Consider the following 20,291-nt stretch of genomic DNA (forward strand, 5'->3'; position numbering starts at 1 on the left):
ACAACATGATGTAACAATTGTCGGTACTAGGTTATTTTTTTTGACAGTTTGAAAGACAGTTTATGGCTGTCTTTTTTTGGTTAGTCGTTAATCAATTGGAAGGCTTCTACATCAAAAAGTCCCAGATCGGTCAGGCGCAAGGCGGGGATTACCGGCAGGGCCATAAAAGAAAGGGTGATAAACGGATCAACCCCGGAAGCGACGCCTAATTGATGGGCGCTGGCAATGAGTGCGGACACCTTTTTCTGAACCAGGTCTCCGGGCTCAAGACTGATCAGACCAGCCAGAGTCAGCGGCACCGAACCGATGATGCGGTGATTGCCTGCTACCACATAACCGCCACCAATTTCTGCAAGGTGCTTAACTGCCAGCAAAATATCCGCATCATTATCGCCAACGACAATCATATTGTGAGAATCATGGGCGACAGTGGTGGCAATGGCCCCATTGCGGATGCCAAAGCCCTTAATGGCAGCAACACCGACGTTGCCGGAGTGGCCATGCCGTTCAATGACACACAGCTTATCATAGTTTTCGTCGGGACAAAAGGTGCCATCAATTCCTGGCAGGGTTTCAATCAGATGGTGGGTTTCAATCTGATCCTTGATAATCTCGATCACATGATTTTTTTGACCAAGGGGGAGTCGCAGTTTTTCGGGCGTAAGGGTGTGGATATGAACCGAATCGAGCAGCTTAGGATCAATCGGGTGCTGGGGCGGATGGGCCCAGGTAGCATCATCCACCAGCCGACCATCCCGATAAACCTGATTCACCTGCATGGTGCCCAGATCCGATAGGATTACCAGATCGGCCTGGTATCCCGGGGCAATGGCGCCGAGTTTTCTGAGGCCATAGGCTTGGGCGGTGTTAATGGTGGCCATCTTGATTGCCTTGATCGGGCAGAGGCCCAAATCGATGGCTTGTTTAATATTAAATCGGATATGACCCTCCCGATGAATATCTTCTAAATGCTTGTCATCGGTACAGAAAAGGAATCGATCCATCGGACAGTCACTTTCCAATAAGCCACTGATGATGGCATGAAGGTTTTTGGCGGCAGAACCTTCCCGAACCAGAATATAAAAGCCCGCCCGCAATTTTTCAAGGGCTTCGGACCAACTGGTGGATTCGTGCTCACTGTGGATTCCGGCGCTGGCATAAGCCTGCAGGGCTTTACCGGAGAGCCCCGGGGCGTGGCCATCAGCCAATGCGTTGCGGCACAGGGTCAGTTTGTCAAGAATCACCGGATCTCCAGTCAGCACAGCGGGATAACACATGACTTCCCCCAACCCCAGAACCCGGGGATGATTAAGATAAGCTTGCATATCGGCGGCTAAAAAGGGTCCTGCGCCATTGGTTTCAAAGGGGGTAGCGGGTACCGATGAGGGCAGCATCACAAAAACATTTAAAGGAATCTGTTCGGTGGCTGCTAGTAAGTAATCCAGTCCGGATTTTCCAGCTACATTTACCAGTTCATGGGGATCGGCGATGATCGTGGTGGTGCCAGTAGGAACAATCGCCCGGGCCAGCTCGAAAGGTGTAACCATGGTGGATTCAATATGCATATGGGCGTCAATAAAGCCAGGGACAATATATTTGCCATCCAGATCCACTTCTTCAAGACCCTGATACGTTCCAATGCCCACAATGGTGCCATCGTTAACGGCCAGATCGCCAACACAGATTTCTTCAGAAAATACGTTGAGAATCTTAGCGTTTTTGAAAACCAGTTCGGCTTTTTCAAAGCCATTGGCGACAGCAATGTTTTTTTTGAGACATTCGTTATATTTTTTCATGTTCCATCCTATCTTGGTTCGTGATTTATTTGCGGCAAAGAATAATGCTAAGCTCTTATATGCCCTTTTTTTACAAAAAAATGCAATAGTGATATGAATCTAATCAAAAAAGGTTTATAATGAGAAGCAGAACATCAATTTTTTCCTGTACTTCAAGATACTTTTAAATTATAATTATTATAAAGTAGAGAGTAATTCTAAGAAAGTGGTGAACAAAATGAAAAAATGGCGCTGCACAGTATGTAATTATGTACATGAAGGTGATACTCCGCCCGACAAATGCCCGATCTGCGGGGTGGGACCGGATAAGTTTGTGTTAATTGAAGAAACGGAAGCTGTTGCCCCTGTTAAAGAGAAAAAATGGCGTTGTACCGTTTGTAATTATATCCATGTGGGTGATACTCCCCCTGACGTTTGCCCGGTCTGCGGCGTGGGACCAGAAAAATTTGTGCTGGTTGAAGAAGTCGAGGATGGTTTAACTGATAAAGAAAGAGAAGCCTTACAGACCTTATTATTCAATGTCAGCTACGGTTTATATATTATTTCATCAGTCAGGGATGAAAAACTCAATGGGATGGTCTCCAATACCTTCATTCAGGTTACCAGCACGCCCTTAAAAGCGAGTGTCTGCCTGGGAAAAGGAACCTTGACCTCAGAATATGTCCGGGAATCCGGCGTCTTTGGGGTTTCCATTCTGGGTAAAGACAATCATGATCTGATCAAACATTTCGGTTACCAGAGTGGAAGAGATGTCGATAAATTTAAAGATCTCAGCTATATTACCGGCAAAACAGGCTGTCCCGGCTTGTTGGAAACGCTCTGTTTTGTAGAATGTGAAGTGGAGCAGACAATTGATCTGGGTACCCACTATATGTTTATCGGCAAGGTTGTCGATGGCGATGGATTCAGCAAAGATGAACCGATGACCTACGCTTATTATCACGCAACCCGATAGAAAAAAACATGAGAGAAAACCATGCGAGAAAAAGTCGCATGGTTTTTTTTATTTGCTCAAAAGATCGTATAGGCGTGGTTTAATGATAGCGGTCGTAAAGCGTTAGCAAAATATCAGGTGGAGATATTGACAAAAATGGCGCTGGATGATATATTGAATATATATTCAATATATCATCCGGGAGGAAGCATGGCTCGATCAAAGGAACAAAATGAAAGAATGCGGGAAACCCGTAAAGAAAAAATTCGAACAGCTGCGTTGTCACAATTTGTTAAACAAGGGTTATTTGCCACCCGGATCCAGGACATTGCAGTTGAAGCAGGTATTGCCCAAGGGTTGTTATATCATTACTATGGATCAAAAGAAGAAATTTTTGTAGATCTAATCAATGATGCACTGGATAAAACAATTGAAGCATCCTATTCGGTCCGTGATATGGAGGCCGACCCCGGTGAAAAAATCCGCTTTGCTTTGGAGAGACTGGTTGAGATTATTGAAAATAGCCAGACATTTTTAGATACTTGTCGGTTGATTACCCAAGCCACCAATTCAACCGCAATCCCTCAGGCTGCCCAGGATCTGATTCAGGAAAAACGGAACATCCCATATCAGGTCATCGAAAAAATTATGGCGGCGGGACAAAAAGAAGGAACGATTATAGCGGGAGATCCTAAAATGCTGGCTATTTTTTTCTGGACGAGTATTAATGGCCTGGCAATATATTATTCTACCAATAATAATCGTGAGGTAAAACTGGATTATCGGGTGATCGCATCGATGTTTTTAGTTAAAACTGAAAGAGAAAGTGAGGAATAAAGTTAGAATGACTGCAAAAGCAAAAATGATGCACTATACACTGAAATATCGTCATCTCCTTAAAGGGAAATTACGACCGGAAGAGATTGATCACAACACTTCAATCGAAAAATTGCGTCGCGACTGTGATGAAAGTGCCACCCGTTTTTTTAAACCAATCCCGGGCATCAGTTTTATCCCCAGTGACTATCCGGGGGTTTATGCGGAATGGGTTGAGATTGAAAATGCTCCGGATGAAAAAGTGGTACTCTATTTTCATGGCGGCGGTTTTGTCATGGGTAATGCCCGGTCGCACCGAAATATTGTCGGGAATTTCGTCAAGTACTTAGGAATTAAAGCCCTGGTGTTTGACTATCGGCTGGCGCCGGAACATCCGGCACCGGCCGCTGTCAATGATGCTGCAGCGATTTACAGTTGGCTTCTTGAACAGGGGTATCAAGCAGAAAATATTGTCTTTGCTGGTGATTCGGCGGGCGGTGGGATCGCACTGGCCACCCTTTTAAAATGTAAAGATGATAAAATCCCCTTACCGGGAACCTGTGCCGTATTTTCGCCGTGTACCGATATGACAATTTCGGGCGAGTCCCATATAACTCGGGCAAAGGCTGATCCCTGCACACCTAAAGGGGCAAATGAAACCTATCTGGGCTACTACGCTGGTAATGGTGATCCCAAACATCCCTATGCATCGCCATTATTTGGCGATTTAAGTGGTCTGCCACCAACGATTATTCAGGTTGGTGATAACGAAACCTTAAGAGATGATTCGACCCGTTTTGGCGAAAAAGCCAAAGCCGCCGGGGTTGATGTGCAATTAAAGGTATGGAAGGGGATGTTTCATTGTTTTCCGTTATTGGCACCACTGTTTCCCGAGGCAACGGTGGCCCTGGAAGAGGTTTGTCAATTTATCAGAAAAAAACTGAAGGATTGAGATTTTCATCAGATGAGTAGTGTTTATTATGAAAAGCTGATTATGCAGAAAAAAGGTTTGAATGCTTCAAAATGCATGGTGTTATTAACGAATCAGCCTATTGACTGGAAAATTTTGCAAAGCTAAACAAATAAGATTTCGAATTATCCTTGCCTTCTTTTTACAGTACGGCTATAATTTAACCATACGGAGGTCGGAGATGAAAAAGCTGGGGATAATACTTTTGTTTTTTGTTCTGACAGTCTTTGGACTTTCAGGTTGCGGCATTGTCGACTATTTTACGGCGCAAAGGGAGCCCATTGTCGCTAAAAAACTGCCGGAAATGGTATTAAATGAGCCCTTTGTCATAACCACAGCCAATGGCGATTACAGTGTGACCATCAACGGAGCCAGAACAACGCCACAAAGAGATGCTAATTCCAAATCGAATCCCCAAGCGGTTATCTTTCTTGACTATAGTTATGAAAATATCAGCTATGAAAAGCGAAACAATATGGATTTCTTTTTGGCACAAGGGGATTTTATGGTTAGCGATGATGCGGGTAACGAGCTGGAGACTTATAATATAAAGGATCCCAAGCGGATGATTCAGGAAACGCCCATTGGTGGGAGTTGTGCGGCAAGTATTGCCTATGCTCTGGAAACGGAGAGTGAAAGTCTCACCGTCACCTTTGTCAGAGGAAAAGGCCGGGAAATTGCCCAGATTATTATTCCAATTGAAGAATAATGGGATAAAATTTCAAAGTGTTCCGATTTTTACAATAAGATCAGGATGAAATAGAGTATAGTAAGATCAGAAAGACAAAGCAGTCTGATTTCTTTTTAGGAAATCATTTGTTTTGTCTTTTTATTTTCGCAGAAATGAGCTTACTTGTAGGCGTTTTTTTTCAGGAAATAATGAAAAATATAACTCGGAATTTTTTGTGTATTGTGGATTGTATTAGTTGAATAATAATGGGGGCAAGGGTGCTCAAATATCCAAAAGGATGTTTGGGCATCTTTTTATTTTAAAAAACACACCATCGGGACACTTTTTCAATGACGAATAAGGTGTCAAAAAAAATTAAGAAGGAGATTATTATGGAAAATCAGAAAAAATTGGGATTAGGCTCTGCGGTATCAGTCTGTGTTGGTCTGATTGTAGCAACCAGTTGTTTGCTTTTACTTGGTCAGGGAATGGGTTTGGCAGGTTCCGGGTTTATCATCTCGTTAGGAATTGTACTTTTTTTAAATGTGATGCTGTCGCTGACATTTGGTGAGCTTCATGCCATCATGCCAGAGGTGGAAGGGGGTCTTGGACAATATACGCTGGCGGGACTCGGCCCGGTGGCATCCATTATTTCAAACCTTTCCGCCTATGTGATTACCATGATTTTGGCGTCATCGGTGGAAATGGCAATGTGTGGAATGGTAATCAATCAGATTTTCCTACCAATGATTCCAGCCCCGGTCCTCAGCGTGGTGTTATTGGCAATTTTATTTATGGTCAATTATAATGGGGTCGATATTTTTGCCAAGGTTCAAAATGTTGTGGTTGTATTACTGATCGGTTCATTGATTGCCCTGGGGATTATCAGCTTTTTTAATCTGGGAACGGGAACCGTAATTACCGCCGCCCAGCAAACACCAGCGCCGGTAACCGGGATCAGCGGCTATGCATCGCTGGCCGCTTTGGCATTCTGGTTATTCATTGGCATTGAATTTGTTATTCCCATCGCCAAGGATTTAAAGAATCCCAAACGTGATGTAACCCTGTCAATGATTCTTGGTCTATTATTGCTGTTTGGAGTTCAGGCCATGCTTGGGATTGGGATGACCCATTATGTTACCCTGGAAGCCCTGGCCAGCTCAGAAATGCCGCATATGTTATTTGCAGAAAATCTATTGGGTCAATTTGGTGTCTACTGGATGGGGATTGTGACCTTGCTGGCTGGAATCAGTACCGCCAATACAGTTCTGGGCAGTGTCAGTAAAATATTATCGGGAATGGCCCAGGATGAGATGATGCCGAAGGTATTTGCCAAAAAGAATAAACATCAAATCCCGGTGGCCGGGCTGGTACTGATTTTTGTCGGTGACCTGGCAATGCTAATTACCGGCTTTACCCAGTCTTCCGGTTTAGCCACAATTTTATTGGCGGCCTCATGTTTCTGGTTGGCATCCTATATTCTGGTCAATATTTCAGTGTTGGTCCTGCGAAGAAAATACCCGGATATGCCTGGCCGTAATAAAAAGCTGACCTTCTTTGGGATTCCCCAGCTGCTATGTATTGTTGGTAACATCTATATGATCTGGCATATTGCCGAAGGTGACACCCGATTGCTGGTCTATAAAATATTCTTCGGTCTGTTTGCAATCCTGATTGCCTACGCAGTGATCTGGGTAAAAGTGATTAAAAAAATCTCACTATTCGAAACGGCCGATGTTCATGAAATGAATTTAAGATGTCAAGCGGTAGGCGATACGGGGGTAAAGAATAAGCCGGTGATCATTGATTCACCAATTGTCTAACGTTAAACCGATTGCGTATCAAAATATTATAAAACAAAACAAACCACCACTGGTCTACTTTGCCCGGTGGTGGTTTGTCTTTGTGTTATAAATTGATTTTAAGTGGATGGGTATTTGATTGCAACACTTCTGCGAGTTTAGTATAATGAATGGCAAAGAAACGATTATCACGAAAATCGAAAGGATAGTCATGATGGATTCCAAGAATAAACGAATAAAACAAATGCTTACGAATTTTCTGATGATCTTTGTGCCGGGACTTCTGATTGTGACCATTTTTGCCGGGATTTTTATCAACATCAATATCGAAAATGGTAAAAATATCATTAAAATCAGACAGTTAAATAACAGCGAAATTGTTGGCGTCAACGTCAATTCAATTTTTGAAGATATCAAGTCAGATGGAAACATTATTTTAAATTCCAGTGAGATCAGAGCTTATGTGGGCAATATGACGGATGCCAATGTTCAGAACGAATTGAAACGGATCTTTTCCAATATGATGACCAACAAAAAAATCTATGATTCCATCCGGTTTATCGGTGTCGATGGCTACGAAAAAGTTCGGGTCAATGAGGTCGAAAATGGTACCACAGCAGTGGCAGACAGTGAGCTGGAATATAAGGGCGATCAGACCTATTTTCAGGAAGGGATCAAGCTTAATCCCGGCGAAATTTATATTTCACCGATGGATTTAAGCATGAAAAGTGGCGTTGTTGAAACACCACTTAAGCCACTGATGCGGCTGGTGCTGCCGGTGTTCAACGATAAAAACGAACGTCAGGGAATTCTGGTGTTAAACTATCTGGCTAAGAATATGCTGGATCAGATCGAAAATGATTCCAAAAGCAATATGGACATGAAAATACTGCTGTTAAATAATGAAGGCTACTATCTGCTTAGTGAAAACAGCGACAAGGATTTTTCCTTTATGTATGGTGATCAGCAAAGGATCTCATTCAGCCAGGAAAATCCGGAAATCTGGCAGGCTATCCTAAACAAAGGCAGCGGTTATTATGATGACGGCAGAGACCTGTATTTTTACACTCCGATCTATCCCTTAAAAGGCTATCAAAACCTGCATTGGGTCTTGGTTGGGGCTGTACCCCTGGATGTACTGGGGGTTTTCACCAATGAGGATAACCGAACCATTGTGCTCATTGCCGTTTTGTTGATTCTGGTTTTATGTATTATCAGTGTGATTGTTTCATGGTTGTTGCTGATCAGGAAAGAAGCCAGATCCCGGGAAAAAATAACCGATGGCATTTTTAAAAATGCCAAGGAAGGGATTATGATCATGGATGCCGACATGCAGATTGTTTATGTTAATAAGGCATTTTCGACCATCACTGGCTATTCCGAAGGTGAAGCCTTGGGTAAAAAGCCCATTGATTTAAAAACAGCTAAAACGCTTCGGGAGATCTACAGCAAAATCTGGGAGACCGTTAATGAAGAAGGAAACTGGAAGGGTGAAATTACCGATCAACGAAAAGACGGCACCACTTATCCCAAATATATTTCGATCTCAAAAATGTTTGATCGAAAAAGCAATACTCTCAGTAATTTTCTGGAAGTTTTTGAAGATTTAACCAGTGTCCGAATTACCGAAGAGGCCATCAATAAAATTAAACATTATGACGAAGCCACCGGGTTACCTACCCAGGTGCTTTTTGAAATGAAAGTCCGGGAATACATCAAGCAGATTGATCGGATGGCTGTCGTGGTGCTTCAGGTTACAAATTTTAATACGCTGTATGATAATTTGGGAAAAAAATCAGGTGCCATTTTAATCAATGAAGTTTCCCGGCGGATTCAGACTTTTTTGAGCGCTACGGATCTACTGGGAATTCTGCACAAAGACCAGTTTATAATGGCCCGTATCAACAGCAATGATAAGCTGGAAATGGGACATTTAATGAATAAAATGATAACCTATATCAGAGAACCGATCGAAATTGATACCGAGAAGGTTTACTTAAATGTGTCAATAGGAATCGCCGTTTTTCAGGATGACAGCGCTGATCTTGAAAAACTGATTGAATACGCAAATATTGCCAAAAATTATGCGCTGCAAACCGGCGATAATACCTATGTTTTCTATGAAAAAGAAATCCGTGAAAACTATCTCAATAATCTGAAACTGGAAACAGAGCTGCGAAGTGCTCTGGAAAACAATGAGCTCAGTTTAAATTATCAACCTCAGGTTCAGGTCGGCAGCAGAGCCATTATTGCCAGTGAAGCATTGCTGCGGTGGCATAACAAAAATCTCGGCCAGGTCAGCCCGGGGGACTTTATACCCGTCGCCGAACGGACAAATTTAATCATTCCCATCGGAAATTGGGTTTTGGAAGAAGCCATTCGGCAAAACCAAAAATGGCAACAGCTGACCAATGAACCTCTAGGAGTGGCTGTTAACCTGTCTCCAGTTCAATTTAAAAAATCAGATCTGCCTAAAATCATCAAGGAACTGCTGGAAAAATATCAAATGCCCGCAGAATTATTGGAAATTGAGATTACCGAGGGAATTCTGGTGGAAAACATGGTCGGAACCGGCAGCCAGTTGGAGCAGATCAAAGCATTGGGGGTTAAGGTTGCCATCGATGACTTTGGCACTGGCTATTCATCACTAAAATATCTGCAGAATCTGAATTTTGACAAACTGAAAATTGACCGGGAGTTTATTAAAGATTATCCGGAAAATGATAGCGGCAGCATTGCCAAGACAATTCTGAACCTGGCTGCCCAATTGGAACTTCACGTGATTGCCGAAGGCGTTGAAACGCACGAACAGTTTTTGTTTTTAAAAGAAAATAATTGTCATGAAATACAAGGGTATTATTTTTCAAAGCCGCTTTCGGTTAAGGACTTTGAAATTTTGATCACTGAGCAGAATCAAGTGGATTAAAGAAAAGTATCGCATAATGTGGTATGATTGAAAACGAAGGTGTTGACCTTAAAAAAATGCTTAATTAATGGCAAGTGTTACGATGATTCCTTTTTATAATCGATGAAAGGGAAGAAACGGTGAAAGGATTCAAATTGACTTTATTAGAAAATATTTTGTCTCCCCAGGATTTAATCGGCCTGTCTGATGCCGAGCTTAAAAATCTGGCCGGGGAGTTACGGAATCGAATTTTAGAAACGGTATCAAAAAATGGTGGGCATCTGGCTTCCAATCTGGGTATTGTTGAAACAACATTGGCCATTCATCGGGTTTTCAATAACCCGGAAGATCAAATTGTATTTGATGTCGGGCACCAGTGTTATACCCATAAATTGTTAACCGGTCGACAGCAGGTCTTTAGCAGCTTGCGGCAGTGGAATGGGATTTCCGGTTTTACCAATCGCAAAGAAAGCGATAAAGACGCTTTTGGCGCTGGTCACAGTGGCACCTCGATTTCAGCTGCCCTGGGTCTGGCGATGGCCAATCAGCTGGATGGCAAGGAGAATTATGTCATTGCGGTTGTCGGCGATGGCTCGTTTACCAATGGGATGATATATGAAGCGCTGAATAATTGTAATAAAAAAAATCTGCGACTGATTATAATTCTTAACGACAATGAGATGTCAATTTCAGAAAATGTCGGCGGACTTTCGAATTACTTATCAAAAATTAGAAACAGTCAGAATTATTTCAATTTAAAACACCAGACACAGTCGTTGTTACACAAGATCCCCACCATCGGCGATGGTCTGATTGAAGGCACCCGTAAACTAAAAAAACACATTAAAAAACGGGTGGTTGCCGAGAATTTTTTTGAACATCTGGGCCTGGATTATTTGGGGCCGGTTGATGGTTGTGATCTTAAAAAATTGGAATCGGTACTGAGCGAAGCCAAAAGTAAAACCAACTGCTGTCTGGTTCATGTTCATACCGTCAAGGGAAAGGGCTATGTCCATGCCGAAGAACATCCGGAAATGTATCACTCATCGGGTCCCTTCGACCAGGTTAAGGGGATTGAAAAAAAAGCATCTGAAGATAGTTTTTCGGCTCAGTTTGGAAAAATAATGGTGGCGGCGGCCAACGCGGACGATTCTATTTGTGCGATTACCGCAGCGATGACTGGGGGCACCGGACTGGATCATTTCAGCCTGACCCATCCCCGGCGTTTTTATGATGTCGGGATTGCCGAAGAACACGCCGTCACCTTTGCTGCCGGTCTCTCAGCCAATGGGAAAACGCCAGTATGCGCCATTTATTCAACCTTTGTCCAACGAGTCTATGATCAACTGATTCATGATGCGGCCATTCAGAAGTTGCCGCTGATCATGGCTCTGGATCGGTGTGGACTGGTACCCGGCGATGGCATTACCCATCAGGGAATTTATGATTGTTCTTATCTGTCTACCATCCCGGGAATTGAAATCTACAGTCCGGAGACCTACGATGAAATGAAGCAGAGTTTTGCGACCTGTTTTGAAGCGCCGAAGCTGGCGATCATCCGCTATCCCAAAGGCGCCCAGCAGCAATACGATCGCAGCGGTTTTAATCTTTGCGGCGAGTTTTGTTATCAGGACTTTGATGACACAGGGCGCAACCAGGGAGATCCGGAAATTGTGATGGTCACCTATGGCCGTATCACAAAAAATGTCTATGAAGCAGTCCAATTATTAAAAGCGAACCACCGGATTCGCCTAATCAAACTGATTCAGGTTTATCCGCTAAATAGTCAAAAAATCCTGTCGCTGATTGGTCAGCCGAGGCTTGTTTATGTTTTGGAAGAGGGCATCCGCAGCGGCGGAATCGGCGAAAAGCTGGCTGCGGCCATCGCCCAGCACGATGGTTGCAAGCCGGATACGATAAGAATCCGAGCCATCGAAGACCCCTTGATGGAACAGGGCGATCTGGCGGCATTAGATGGCTATTGCGGATTTTTACCACCGCAGATCGCTGCTGAAATCGCAGAAATATCGAAGGCAAAATAAAAACGGCGTAAGCCGTTTCAGACTGTCAAAAAGATAACCGAGTACCGACAATTGTTACATCATGTTGTACGCATCGGAGCGGACACGGCATCGCCTGTCCGATTTGCGCGTAGGCAACGAGCCAATCACAAGCTTGCTTGTAGTTGGCGACTGCCCGCGACCAATGCGAAAGGAGCAAAGCGGATTTCGCATGGCGCAGCGTACAACAGATTAACAATTGGTCGGTACGGCTAGTTTTTCGACAACCTCAAACGGCGTAAGCCGTTTTTATTTTGCAATGATTTGCTGGGCATGCCAGAATTATTATCAGATCAGCATTAACTATTTATAGACAGTAATCGACATTGTTTTAAAGACTGCATAAAGCTCACAGCCCTTGCTGATCTTCATGTTTTCCAGCGATTTTCTGGTAATCAGGGACATGATTGGAATCCCGATGTCTAAAATAACTTTGACGCCATCAGCATTATCAATCAGATCCACCACCTGCCCTTTAAAAATATTTCGGGCGCTGCTGGTAAATGGTTCAAGACTGAGAATGATGTCCTCCGGTCGGATTGAAAGCTTAACCGCTCCGGTTAAATCGGTGTGAACATGGATATTGACATCATCAATTTTGACAAATTGATCATCACCTTCCATAAACACCGTGCCCTGATACTGATTGGCGGAACCCTTTGATTTGAGTAAATAATTATCGAACTGGGACTGGGAAATGCGCAGATGCTTGCCCAGGCGATGGGCTTCAAGATCCCCCCGTTTGACCATCTCGTAAACCGTATTCTTGGTGATCTTTAGTTTTTGGCTGATTTCTTCTGGGGTGTATAAAAGTTCGTCATTCACGATGATCGCCTCCTTTTGTTATGTATCGATTGACTAATTGTGAGTTCGGAAAAACTTCTGAAAATTTTGAAATTAAGCCAGTCCAGGAAGTAATAAGTTCCTCACAATTCCATGGTTACATCTATTATAACCAATCCTGGGCGAATATTAAAGAATTAAAATGCCCATTTACAGTTAATTAAAGAAAAAACAGGATGTGAATGTACATGAAAAATACAGAATAATCATTTGACTCGGACAATTCTGTTTTGTATAATGGAAAATATCAAAACATAACAAAACATAATGAAAAAAGTGAAAAGGAGAAATGAGATGAAGTTGTTAAAAAGAGGTCTTGTTCTGGTTGTTTTCATGTCTTTGATTTTTGCCCTGGCTGGTTGTCAGCCTGCAGCCAAGGAGGAAAAGAAATCAGAACCGGTAGCACTGACTATTTCTGCGGCGGCCAGCTTAAAGGAGGCCATGACCGAAATTCAGAGTCTGTATTTAGAAGAGTCACCGGAAACCACCTTGACGCTTAATTTTGGTTCGTCGGGATCGCTGGCTCAGCAGATTCAGCAGGGTGCAGAAGTGGATGTCTTTATGTCCGCATCAGCTAAAGATATGACAACATTAAAAGATGCCCAATTGATGAATGACGATACGATCAAGAATCTATTGGGAAATGAAGTTGTTCTGGTCGTGCCAAAAGACTCAACCGCCACCATCACCAGTTTTGATCAATTGGTCGATCCAGCGATTACAAAAATTGGTATCGGTGAACCAAGTAGTGTGCCAGTTGGTCAATATGCAGTTGACGTATTTAATTTTTATAATATAATGGAACAGATTCAGAGTAAAATTATTTATGGGAAGGATGTTAAAGAAGTCCTAACCTGGGTCGAAACAGCAAATGTCGATGCCGGTGTTGTCTATTCAACCGATGCTCGGGCATCAAGTAATGTCAAGATCGCAGCCACTGCTCCGGCTGATTCTCATAAAGCGATTATTTATCCGGCTGGCGTTGTAAAAGCCAGTAAAAATAATGATGCGGCAGTGGCATTTGTAACCTATTTAAGCAGCGATGCAGCAAAAGCAGTATTTGAGAAATACGGTTTTACGATTTTATAAAGAAACTGGTGAGAGCCATCAGTAGTGATCATTTGCCCGCATCATCGCACAGTTTTATGTGGATGCCAGCAAGAAGTAGAGGGAGAAGTTAGAATGGGGTTCGATTTTTCGCCAGCATGGATTTCAATCAAGGTTACCTTGACCGCCACGGCCATTGTCTTTTTTCTGGGGCTGGTGATTGCCTGGCTGATGACCAATTATAATGGTCGCTGGAAGGGCCTGATCGATGGCATTTTAACCCTTCCGTTGGTTTTACCGCCAACTGTCGCCGGGTTTGGGATTTTACTGTTAATTGGCAAGAATGGACCAATTGGCAATTTCTTAGAAATATTTGGAGTCAACATTATTTTTTCCTGGTATGCTGCCGTAATTGCGGCGGTGGTGGTCGCATTTCCATTGATGTATAAAACCACCATGGGTGCCTTTGAACAGATTGATCCCAATATTCTCAGTGCCGCCAGAACCCTGGGCGCCTCAGAAGTCAAGGTATTCTGGCGGGTCGCCGTCCCGGTAGCCCGGCCGGGAATCGCCGCAGCGACCGCCCTGACCTTTGCCCGCTGTCTCGGCGAATTTGGAGCAACCCTGATGGTGGCTGGCAGTATTCCCGGAAAAACGGAAACCATTCCCATTGCCATTTATTTTGCCACCCAAGGTGGCGAGATGCAGGTAGCGTTGATCTGGGTGCTGATTATCTTTGCCATTTCGTTAACGGTGCTGGTGATCAATAATTATTGGGAGAGTCGCAAAAAGAAACAGCAACGGGGCTTTGGAGGTTAATCGATGGCGTTTATGATTGACATAAAAAAGAATTTATACGATTTTCAGCTGGCAGTAAAACTCCAATCGGAGGAAGAGATCATCGGTATTCTAGGTGCCTCCGGGTCTGGCAAAAGCATGCTTTTGCGGTGTATCGCTGGATTGGTGAAACCCGATCAAGGCCAGATTATCATTAATGGAAAAACCTTTTTTGATTCGCAAAAAAAAATCAATTTATCGATGGGAGCAAGAAAGGTGGGGTTTCTCTTTCAGAATTATGCCCTCTTTCCCAACATGACGGTGGTTCAGAATATTGCCTTTGGCTTGGATCATTTGCCGAAAAATGAAAAAAAACGACGGGTCGATGCGTTAATGGAAAAGTATCATTTGGGTGATATTGGTAATCGCTACCCGACTCAAATATCCGGGGGGCAGCAGCAGCGGGTAGCGCTGGCCAGAGCAGTGGCAGTTGAACCGGATATTCTTTTGCTGGATGAACCTTTTTCAGCACTCGATGTCCATCTTAGAAATCACATGATGAAAGAAATGGTCGAATCACTGAAAGAATTTACGGGATTAACCCTGTTTGTCACCCACAACCGCGAGGAAGCCTACCGGCTGGCTGACCATATCGCCATCTTTAATACCGGGAAGCTGGAAGTATTGGGACACAAAGACGTGATTTTCAAGCATCCGGCCTCGTTGGAAACGGCTAAAATTACCGGCTGCAAAAATCTAATCAAGGCCCGCCGCTGCTCTGATTACCTGTTGGATATTCCAAAATGGGGTGTAACGATGCAAACCACCATGAAAATTGTAGCGGAATCCGGGTATATGGGAGTTCGGGCAAATCAGGTCAAGTTTATCAATAATCCGGAATATTCCGGGATCAATCGCTTCAAGGTGTACATCGCCGATGAGAGTGATGGCCCATTTCGAACCTCGCTATATCTAAAAATTGGTTCCCCGGCTAAAAGCCTGGATGATTATCATCTTCAGGCGGAGATCAGCAGAGAAGAGCGGGATCGTCTATTTGATCAAGCGCAACCATACGAGATCGAGATCAACCCGGAATCCGTATTTTTTGTAACCGAATAAAACGAGCCGGAGACGGTCTCATTGTGAGAAAAAAAGAAATCAGCTTTTGTTGATTTCTTCAGACTGTCAAAAAAGCTAACCCAGTACCGACAATTGTTAGATCATGTTGTGTGCCTCAAGGCGAACAGTTGCGCTGAACGCCTATAATTAGCCGAATCTTTAATAGCAACTGTACGAATTGTGCGCATACAACAGATTAACAATTGGTCGGTACGGTAGTTTATCGACAACCTCAAGAAATCAGCTTTTGTTGATTTCTTTTTTGTTTGCAAAAACAAGGGATCAAAGCATTGCTTTAGAAAAACAGTGGGTATATAAGGAATGATAAAGAAGTTTGAAAGGCAGGAAAAGACGATGATGATGGAAAAGCTGTCACGGTTGTTGCATGAAAATCAGGGACGTTATGATAAAGGCTTACGGTTGCCCCAGATACCGCCGATCAAATCAGTATGGGTAGTCGGTCAATCAAGCCCGACTATCAAAGCTAAAAAGAAGCTGGTTCCTGCAGCGGAGCTCATTATGAAAAGTGGATTTAATGAAATCATTAATGCTTATGATTATTTTTTTGAAAATCCCAGTGATCCCGAGGGGGTTCATCAGGTGCGGGTGCGGATTCGCAGGTTTCGGGCTATTCTGGCTTTTTTTGCGCCGCTATTTAAGGCCGAACACTATCAACGGCAACAGGATACGCTCAGACAAATGGCCGGGCAATTCGGTGAAGTAAGACAATTGGATGTGTTGCTGGAAGGGATTGCCGAAATCGAAAAAGAGAGCGTTTTAGAGATCGATTGTTTTGGGGAAATAAAAAGTTTCCTAAAAGAAAAACGGGAAGCGGCCTTCGACCATTTAATGGTGGCACTCAAAACCGATGACTTTGCCCTGGAGTTACTGGACATCTGGATCTGGAAACTCAATGAGCCTTGGGACGAAACGGCGTCGGATTTGCATGGTTCGATCAAAGACTATACAAAAAAGCAGATTGCCAACTGGCATAAAAAAATCAGACGGAGCATGAAAACGCTGGAGATAAAGGATCAGCAGGCCATTCATCGGGTGCGCATCAAGAGTAAAAAACTCCGCTATGTTATTGAACAGCTGTCTTCGATTCTTGATCAAAAAACCCGTAAATCGATGAACGCCTTTGAAAAAATGCAGGATGATCTGGGCTACTATCACGATGTCTTTGCCAACCAGCACCTGCTTGAACAACTGGTCGCAGATTGTGATGATTGTCAACTTCATTATCAGGCCGGTATCGTCATCGGTTGGCAGATGATGGCGGGTAACCGCAAGATCAAAAAGTTTAGTGAAAAAGTCGGTACGGTAGTTCAGAAATAAACGTCAATATTTCAAATAAACTTTACAGTCAGCTTGTCAGTTGTAAAGATACGTGCTATACTTTTAATCATGAAAATCCGATTAAAGGTGGAGGCATAAAAAAGTGAAAGAGCGCTTGTTAAAAATAGAAAAACTCAAAAAAGAAAAAGATGCAGTGATCCTGGCCCATTACTATGTTAATGATGAAATTCAGGAAATTGCAGATTATATCGGTGATTCCTATTATCTCAGCAAAATTGCCGTCGAGCTGCCCCAAAAGGTGATTGTCTTCTGCGGGGTAACCTTTATGGGCGAAAGTGCAAAGATTCTAAGCCCCGAAAAAACCGTGATCATGCCGGAAGCCCTTGCGGACTGTCCCATGGCTCACATGGCATCCCTTGAGAAAATTGCCGAGGTTCGGCAGAACTATGAGGATCTGGCGGTGGTCTGCTATATCAATTCAACCTCCGAAATCAAAAAAGCGGTGGATGTCTGTGTGACCTCCTCCAACGCCTTAAAAATTGTCAGAGCCCTGCCCCAGCAAAATATTTATTTTGTGCCGGATCAAAACCTCGGCCAGTACATTGCCAGTCAGGTGCCGGAAAAAAATTTCATCTTCAATGATGGCTATTGTCATGTCCACGACGAAATCATGATTGACGAGGTAGAAGCGGCCAAAGCTGCCCACCCCAATGCCAAGGTGCTGGTGCATCCTGAATGCACGATGACGGTAATCGGTGCTGCCGATTATGTCGGGAGTACTGCCGGAATCATTGACTATGCCACGGCCAGCGATGCCGATGAATTTATTATCGGCACCGAAATCGGTATTTTGCACCAACTCAGAAAAAATAATCCCAACAAAAAATTCTATACCATCAATCAAAATCAGATCTGTCCGAACATGAAAAAGATCACCCTGGCGAAGGTTGCTTATGCACTGGAAAACGGCATCAACCAAATGGAAGTCGATGAGGAGACCCGAAACCGGGCCGTTCTGGCGTTGGAAAAAATGCTGGAACTGGCCAAATAAGGGAGTACCGGCAATGAACGGGAAAACCGATATTATTGTTGTGGGAACTGGCGTATCGGGTTTATTTTACGCCTTGAATATTCCTGTAACCAAACAGGTATTGATGCTCACCAAAGCAGCTGCGGATGAAAGTGATTCGTATCTGGCCCAAGGCGGGATCTGTGTATTGCGGGATGCCGATGATTACAATAGTTTTTTTGAAGATACCATGAAAGCCGGGCATTATGAAAATGATCCGGCCTCGGTGGATGTGATGATTCGCAATTCCCCGCAAATAATCACCGATCTGATTGCACTGGGGGTCGAGTTTGAAACGAAGGATGGCGAGCTGGTTTATACCAGAGAAGGGGCCCATTCCCAAGCCCGGATTCTTTATCATGAAGATCTGACCGGCGCCGAAATCACCAGTAAATTGCTGGCCCAGGTCAAAAGTCGACCCAACATTACCATCGTCGAAAACATGGCGATGGTGGATCTGATCTGTCAGGATAACCAATGTTCGGGGGTGGTGGCCTGTGATCGGGACGGCAGCATAAAGCTCTACCATTCGGACTACGTGGTGCTGGCTACCGGCGGACTGGGCGGGCTGTTTCACAGCTCCACCAACCTGGCTCACCTCACCGGGGATGCCATTGCTATTGCATTAAAACGTCAGATAACGCTTGAAAATATCAGCTATATTCAAATCCACCCCACTACCCTATATTCCCGGAAACCCGGACGTCGGTTTCTGATTTCTGAATCGGTTCGGGGCGAGGGGGCGGTGCTGTACAATCGCAAAATGCAGCGTTTTGTGGATGAACTACTGCCCCGTGATCTGCTGACCAAAGCGATCCATGAGCAAATGGAACAGGATGAAAGTGATTTTGTCTGGCTGTCGATGCAGGACATGGGCCGGGAGGTCATTACCCATCGCTTCCCCAATATCTTTAAACATTGTCTGGAAGAAGGCTATGATATTACCCGGGAGTGTATTCCGGTTACTCCGGCCCAGCATTATTTTATGGGCGGAATCAAGGTCGACCTCAACAGTCGAACTTCCATGGACCATCTTTATGCCGTCGGTGAAATCAGCTGCAACCGGGTTCACGGCGCCAACCGGCTGGCCAGCAATTCACTGCTGGAAAGCCTGGTCTTTGCCAAACGGGCAGCCCGGGACACTACTGCCAATTATCAGGTCATAAGCGAGGTCAGCCATCCCATTCTTGATCTGACGGAGTATAAAGATTTGGAACAGTTGCGCCTGGCCTATAAAACCATCATTCTGGACGAAATCGAAAGGAGTAAAGTGATTGAACGAATTGATAAAGCTTAATATGGATCCACACCTTTTACAGGCCTTGCAGGAGGACATCCCCTGTGAGGACATTACCACGAATGCGGTCATTGCCGCCGGGATCAAGGCCCAGGTTGAACTGGTTGCCAAAGAGACCGGGATCATTGCCGGTTTGGACGTTTATCGGCGGGTATTTGAACTGCTGGAACCCAGCGCCAGAGTAGAAACCTTTGTCAGTGATGGTGATGCCGTCACCCCTGGTGAGCTACTGGCGATTGTTTTTGCTGATGCCCGAACCCTCCTCTCCGGTGAGCGGACAGCGCTTAATTATCTGCAGCGGATGAGTGGTATCGCCACGCACACCCGAAAACTGGTGAGTTATTTGGCTGGTACCAAAACCAGACTGCTGGACACCCGTAAAACGACCCCCACTATGCGGATTTTTGAAAAATATGCCGTAACCGTTGGCGGCGGATCCAACCACCGCACCAATCTGTCCGATGGGATACTGCTTAAAGACAATCACATCAATGCAGCCGGTGGCGTCAAAGAAGCCGTTGCGGCGGCCAGGACAGCTGCTTCCTTTGTGCGAAAGATCGAGGTCGAAGTTGAAAATCTGGAAATGCTTCGTGAAGCGCTGGAGGCCGGTGCCGACATTATCATGCTCGACAATATGGATGCGGACACCATGAAAGCCGCCATTAAAATTATCGATGGTCGGGCTATCAGCGAATGCTCCGGCAATGTGACGGAAGATCGGTTAAAAGAGCTTGGGCAAATTGGAGTGGACTTTATTTCCTGCGGTGCCCTTACCCATTCTTCGCCAATTCTTGATTTATCGATGAAAAATCTGAAAATCTTATCGGATTCGTTGATGAAAAATAGAAATTGACGGCGCCATCATTGTTCACTATAATTATTGAGAC

At 44.2% G+C, this 20,291-nt stretch carries 16 protein-coding genes; 14 read left to right on the forward strand and 2 right to left on the reverse strand.

What is annotated here, in order from left to right:
* Positions 1 to 80 precede the first annotated feature (80 nt).
* Positions 81 to 1,796, reverse strand: a complete 1,716-nt coding sequence (ade, locus tag B3F51_RS01760) for an adenine deaminase (RefSeq protein WP_250934626.1) — start codon at positions 1,794 to 1,796, stop codon at positions 81 to 83.
* 217 nt (positions 1,797 to 2,013) lie between these two features.
* On the opposite strand from ade, the gene B3F51_RS01765 reads away from it, so the two are divergent.
* The 7 genes from B3F51_RS01765 (at position 2,014) to dxs (ending at position 11,935) form a co-directional block, all read left to right on the forward strand.
* Positions 2,014 to 2,751 (forward strand): flavin reductase, encoded by a 738-nt coding sequence (locus B3F51_RS01765; protein WP_242871567.1) that lies wholly within the window; start codon positions 2,014 to 2,016, stop codon positions 2,749 to 2,751.
* Between the two features lie 189 nt (positions 2,752 to 2,940).
* Entirely contained in the window at positions 2,941 to 3,567 is a 627-nt protein-coding gene (locus B3F51_RS01770) for a TetR/AcrR family transcriptional regulator (protein WP_070369983.1), read from the forward strand.
* A gap of 7 nt (positions 3,568 to 3,574) precedes the next feature.
* On the forward strand, positions 3,575 to 4,498 hold the full coding sequence (locus B3F51_RS01775; RefSeq protein ID WP_286945137.1) for an alpha/beta hydrolase: 924 nt from the start codon (positions 3,575 to 3,577) through the stop codon (positions 4,496 to 4,498).
* Between the two features lie 199 nt (positions 4,499 to 4,697).
* Positions 4,698 to 5,225, forward strand: coding sequence for a hypothetical protein (locus B3F51_RS01780; protein WP_070369997.1), 528 nt, complete (start codon positions 4,698 to 4,700; stop codon positions 5,223 to 5,225).
* A gap of 353 nt (positions 5,226 to 5,578) precedes the next feature.
* A complete protein-coding gene (locus B3F51_RS01785; RefSeq protein ID WP_250934635.1) occupies positions 5,579 to 7,009 on the forward strand; it encodes an APC family permease in 1,431 nt (476 codons plus the stop codon).
* Positions 7,010 to 7,154: 145 nt separating this feature from the next.
* Positions 7,155 to 9,914: a bifunctional diguanylate cyclase/phosphodiesterase gene (locus B3F51_RS01790; RefSeq protein ID WP_148637330.1), complete on the forward strand. Its 2,760-nt coding sequence runs from the start codon at positions 7,155 to 7,157 to the stop codon at positions 9,912 to 9,914.
* A gap of 119 nt (positions 9,915 to 10,033) precedes the next feature.
* Positions 10,034 to 11,935, forward strand: coding sequence for a 1-deoxy-D-xylulose-5-phosphate synthase (dxs, locus tag B3F51_RS01795; protein WP_263992941.1), 1,902 nt, complete (start codon positions 10,034 to 10,036; stop codon positions 11,933 to 11,935).
* A gap of 321 nt (positions 11,936 to 12,256) precedes the next feature.
* On the opposite strand, the gene B3F51_RS01800 is transcribed toward dxs, so the two are convergent.
* Positions 12,257 to 12,778, reverse strand: a complete 522-nt coding sequence (locus B3F51_RS01800; RefSeq protein ID WP_070370001.1) for a helix-turn-helix domain-containing protein — start codon at positions 12,776 to 12,778, stop codon at positions 12,257 to 12,259.
* Positions 12,779 to 13,090: 312 nt separating this feature from the next.
* On the opposite strand from B3F51_RS01800, the gene modA reads away from it, so the two are divergent.
* The 7 genes from modA to nadC all read left to right on the forward strand — a co-directional run bounded on the left by modA (position 13,091) and on the right by nadC (position 20,257).
* A complete protein-coding gene (modA, locus tag B3F51_RS01805) occupies positions 13,091 to 13,885 on the forward strand; it encodes a molybdate ABC transporter substrate-binding protein (protein WP_070370002.1) in 795 nt (264 codons plus the stop codon).
* Positions 13,886 to 13,978: 93 nt separating this feature from the next.
* Positions 13,979 to 14,662, forward strand: coding sequence for a molybdate ABC transporter permease subunit (gene modB, locus B3F51_RS01810; protein ID WP_070370003.1), 684 nt, complete (start codon positions 13,979 to 13,981; stop codon positions 14,660 to 14,662).
* Between the two features lie 3 nt (positions 14,663 to 14,665).
* Entirely contained in the window at positions 14,666 to 15,739 is a 1,074-nt protein-coding gene (locus B3F51_RS01815; protein ID WP_286945141.1) for a sulfate/molybdate ABC transporter ATP-binding protein, read from the forward strand.
* 354 nt (positions 15,740 to 16,093) lie between these two features.
* Positions 16,094 to 17,077 carry a CHAD domain-containing protein gene (locus tag B3F51_RS01820; RefSeq protein WP_286945143.1) on the forward strand — a complete coding sequence of 328 codons (984 nt, stop codon included), beginning with the start codon at positions 16,094 to 16,096 and terminating at the stop codon, positions 17,075 to 17,077.
* 103 nt (positions 17,078 to 17,180) lie between these two features.
* Positions 17,181 to 18,089 (forward strand): quinolinate synthase NadA, encoded by a 909-nt coding sequence (gene nadA, locus B3F51_RS01825; RefSeq protein ID WP_286945145.1) that lies wholly within the window; start codon positions 17,181 to 17,183, stop codon positions 18,087 to 18,089.
* 13 nt (positions 18,090 to 18,102) lie between these two features.
* Positions 18,103 to 19,404 carry an L-aspartate oxidase gene (locus B3F51_RS01830; RefSeq protein WP_286945147.1) on the forward strand — a complete coding sequence of 434 codons (1,302 nt, stop codon included), beginning with the start codon at positions 18,103 to 18,105 and terminating at the stop codon, positions 19,402 to 19,404.
* Positions 19,382 to 20,257 carry a carboxylating nicotinate-nucleotide diphosphorylase gene (nadC, locus tag B3F51_RS01835; RefSeq protein ID WP_286945149.1) on the forward strand — a complete coding sequence of 292 codons (876 nt, stop codon included), beginning with the start codon at positions 19,382 to 19,384 and terminating at the stop codon, positions 20,255 to 20,257. Before B3F51_RS01830 ends, nadC begins: the two co-directional genes overlap by 23 nt.
* The last annotated feature ends 34 nt before the right edge of the window (positions 20,258 to 20,291 follow it).

It is taken from the genome of Acetobacterium sp. UBA5834, assembly GCF_002435675.1.
Classification (GTDB): domain Bacteria; phylum Bacillota; class Clostridia; order Eubacteriales; family Eubacteriaceae; genus Acetobacterium; species Acetobacterium wieringae.

Bases quoted from the DNA above. Each gene is read 5' to 3' on its own strand.
- B3F51_RS01785 (WP_250934635.1), top strand. From the start codon at position 5,579: ATGGAAAATCAGAAAAAATTGGGATTAGGCTCTGCGGTATCAGTCTGT.
- B3F51_RS01820 (WP_286945143.1), top strand. From the start codon at position 16,094: ATGATGATGGAAAAGCTGTCACGGTTGTTGCATGAAAATCAGGGACGT.
- modB (WP_070370003.1), top strand. From the start codon at position 13,979: ATGGGGTTCGATTTTTCGCCAGCATGGATTTCAATCAAGGTTACCTTG.
- modA (WP_070370002.1), top strand. From the start codon at position 13,091: ATGAAGTTGTTAAAAAGAGGTCTTGTTCTGGTTGTTTTCATGTCTTTG.
- B3F51_RS01765 (WP_242871567.1), top strand. From the start codon at position 2,014: ATGAAAAAATGGCGCTGCACAGTATGTAATTATGTACATGAAGGTGAT.
- B3F51_RS01770 (WP_070369983.1), top strand. From the start codon at position 2,941: ATGGCTCGATCAAAGGAACAAAATGAAAGAATGCGGGAAACCCGTAAA.
- ade (WP_250934626.1), bottom strand. From the start codon at position 1,796: ATGAAAAAATATAACGAATGTCTCAAAAAAAACATTGCTGTCGCCAAT.
- B3F51_RS01775 (WP_286945137.1), top strand. From the start codon at position 3,575: ATGACTGCAAAAGCAAAAATGATGCACTATACACTGAAATATCGTCAT.
- B3F51_RS01830 (WP_286945147.1), top strand. From the start codon at position 18,103: ATGAACGGGAAAACCGATATTATTGTTGTGGGAACTGGCGTATCGGGT.
- B3F51_RS01815 (WP_286945141.1), top strand. From the start codon at position 14,666: ATGGCGTTTATGATTGACATAAAAAAGAATTTATACGATTTTCAGCTG.
- B3F51_RS01780 (WP_070369997.1), top strand. From the start codon at position 4,698: ATGAAAAAGCTGGGGATAATACTTTTGTTTTTTGTTCTGACAGTCTTT.
- B3F51_RS01790 (WP_148637330.1), top strand. From the start codon at position 7,155: ATGAATGGCAAAGAAACGATTATCACGAAAATCGAAAGGATAGTCATG.